Raw genomic sequence first — 3122 nt, 5'->3', positions numbered from 1 at the left:
TCGACGACGTCACAGCCCACCTCGGCGGCGGCCCGGACGACCAGCTCCACGAACCCCGTACCCGGCAACAACACACTGCCCCGCACCGCGTGGTCACCCAGCCACGGGTGCGTGGCCAGCGACACCCGCCCGGTCAACACCACACCATCACCATCCGAGCCGGGAAGCACGGTCGCCGCACCCAGCAGGGGATGCCGCACCGCCGCCAGGCCCAACCCCGACACATCTCCTGGCCGGACGGCGCCGGCCGCCCAATAGCGCTGATGTTGGAAGGCGTAGGTCGGCAGATCCGACACCCGGCGCCCGGCGGCGATGGGCCAGTCGACTGTCACACCACGCACGTGCAGCTGGGCCAACGCGGTCAGCGCGGCCCGCGGCTCATCGTCACGGTCGAGCATCGCGATGCCATCGATCAGCCGCGCCAGACTCCCATCGGGTCCCAGCTCGACAAACACCGCGCCGTCGTGAACGGCCACCTGCTCACCGAACCGGACGGTGTCGCGGACCTGCCGCACCCAATATTCAGGGTCATTCTCGGCGGCTAGAGGGATGTTCGGGGCGTGGTAGGTGAGTTGTTCGGCCACCGCCCGGAATTCGGCCAGCATCGGCTCCATCCGCGCCGAATGAAACGCGTGACTGGTCGCCAACCGCTTCCACCGGCCACCCAGGCTTTCCGCCGCCTGCAACACCGCGAATTCGTCGCCGGAAAGCACCACCGACGACGGTCCATTGACCGCAGCAATCTCCACCCCGTCGGTAAGCACAGCCTGAGCTTGCTGTTCAGAGACTGGGACAGCGACCATCACCCCGCCCAGCGGCAGGGCCTGCATCAACCGGGCACGAGCCGACACCAGCGCACAGGCATCCTCCAAAGACCAGATGCCCGACACATAACCGGCTGCCAGTTCACCGATCGAATGGCCGATCAACGCGTCCGGGCGTACCCCCCAAGAATCGAGAAGACCGAACAACGCAACCTGCAGGGCGAACAAGGCCGGTTGGGCATAGCCGGTGTCGTTGACGTCCAGGTCGGGGATGTCGAGCTGATCCCACACCTGCTGACGGATCTTCGCGAACACCGGGAACACAGCCGCGAGATCATCACCCATGCCAGCGCGCTGCGAACCCTGACCCGAGAACACGAACACCACTCGCGGATCCGGCTCCGCCACCCCTGTGACCGTGTCCTCGCCCAGCAGGACGGCGCGGTGGTCGAACAACGACCTCGTCTCAGCCAACGTCGACGCAACAGCCGTCAGATCTTGGCTGCCAGTCACGTAGGCGCGGAGCCGGTACTCGAGCTGGGTCAGCGCTGCGGGGGTCTTGGCCGAAAGGAGCAGCGGGGTCAGCTCGGAGGGCTCGTCAGGGCGGGCCGGCTCCTCGGGCACGCCCTCCAGGATCACGTGGGCGTTGGTGCCACTGATGCCGAACGACGACACACCCGCACGACGCGGCCGGCCAGACCCGGGCCAAGGCCGGTTCTCAATGGCCAGCCGCACGGCACCCGCGGCCCAATCCACATGACGGGTCGGCTCATCCACGTGCAAGGTGCGAGGCACAACACCGTGCCGCAGCGCCATGACCATCTTGATGACACCGGAGACACCGGCCGCCGCCTGCGTATGACCGACATTCGACTTGACCGAGCCAAGCAGCAAAGGCTGGTCACGGTCCTGGCCGTAAGTGGCGATCACCGCCTGGGCCTCGATCGGGTCACCGAGGCGGGTCCCGGTGCCATGCGCCTCGACCACATCCACCTCGGCAGGCGTCAAACCGGCATTGGCCAGAGCCGCCTGGATCACCCGCTGCTGGGACGGGCCGTTCGGGGCGGTCAAACCGTTGGAGGCGCCGTCCTGGTTGACAGCCGAACTGCGCACCAACGCGAGCACCCGGTGACCGTTGCGTTCGGCGTCGGAGAGGCGCTCGACCAGGAGGACACCGACGCCTTCGGCCCAGCCCGTACCGTCGGCCGTGTCGGCGAAGGCCTTGCACCGGCCGTCGGAGGCCAGGCCCCCCTGGCGGGAGAACTCGGTGAAGATGTCGGGGGTGCCCATCACGGTGACGCCGCCGACCAGCGCCAGTGAACACTCCCCCAGGCGCAGCGCGTGTCCGGCCTGGTGCAGGGCAACCAGCGACGACGAGCAGGCGGTGTCGACGGTGACGGCCGGGCCTTCGAGGCCGAAGAAGTACGAGACCCGGCCGGAGAGGACGCTGCCCGCACCGGCCGTGGCACCGAATCCGGCTTGGTCGGCGCCGACCGCGTACCCGCCGGGGTAAGCCCCCATGAACACGCCGGTGTCGCTGCCGCGCAGTGAGCCCGGTTCGATGCCCGCTCGTTCGAAGGCCTCCCAGGACGCTTCGAGGACCAGCCGCTGCTGCGGGTCCATGGCCAGCGCCTCGCGGGGGCTGATGCCGAAGAACGCTGCGTCGAAGTCCGCGGCGGCCTCGAGGAATCCGCCTTGGAACGAATATTCGGCCCAGCCCCGGTCGGCCGGGAAACCGGAGATCGCGTCGGTGCCCGACTCGACCAGCCGCCACAGATCCTCCGGCGACGTGACACCGCCCGGGAGCCGGCAGGCCATGCCGACGATGGCCAGCGGCTCGTCCTGACCGACCTTCGGCACGGGCTTGCGCGCCGGCACGGACGCCGCGCCGGTCAGCAACTCGGCCAGCCGCGTCGCCAAAGCCTCCGGGGTCGGATAGTCGAATGCCGTGGTGGCCGGCAACCGGAGCTCGGTGGCTTTCGCGAGGCTGTTGCGCAGCTCGACGGCGGTCAGTGAGTCGATGCCCAGGTCCTTGAACGGTTTGTCGGGGGCGACGGTGTCCGCTGCGTCGTGGCCGAGAACCGTGGCGGCGTTGGCCAGGACGATGTCGAGCAGTAGGCGGTGCTTTTCGGGGCCGGTACGGCTGTCGAGTCGAGCCTGAAGTGAGGAGGCGCCGACGGATCTGCGTTGCGGGCGTCGCGTTGTGGCGAGGCCGCGCAGCAGGGCGGGAGCCTCGGTGTCGAGTGGCGGCTTCGTCGGAGCCGCGACCAGGAGTGGGTGGCCGTGGTTTGTGGCGGTGTCGTAGAGGTGTATGCCGTGTGGGGTGGTGATGGTTTGTTGTCCGTTGCGGTGGATGCG

Annotated in this window: 1 protein-coding gene; it reads right to left on the bottom strand. The window is 68.7% G+C overall.

Features of this window, described 5'->3' with window-relative positions; translation table 11 throughout:
- A partial coding sequence (locus ACGFIO_RS44255; RefSeq protein WP_392837290.1) for a beta-ketoacyl synthase N-terminal-like domain-containing protein occupies window positions 1-3122 on the bottom strand: 3122 nt, incomplete at both ends.

It is taken from the genome of Actinoplanes sp. NPDC049265, from assembly GCF_043197135.1.
In the GTDB taxonomy this organism is placed as follows: Bacteria; Actinomycetota; Actinomycetes; order Mycobacteriales; family Micromonosporaceae; genus Actinoplanes.
This window is presented reverse-complemented; position numbering and strand designations above follow the sequence as displayed.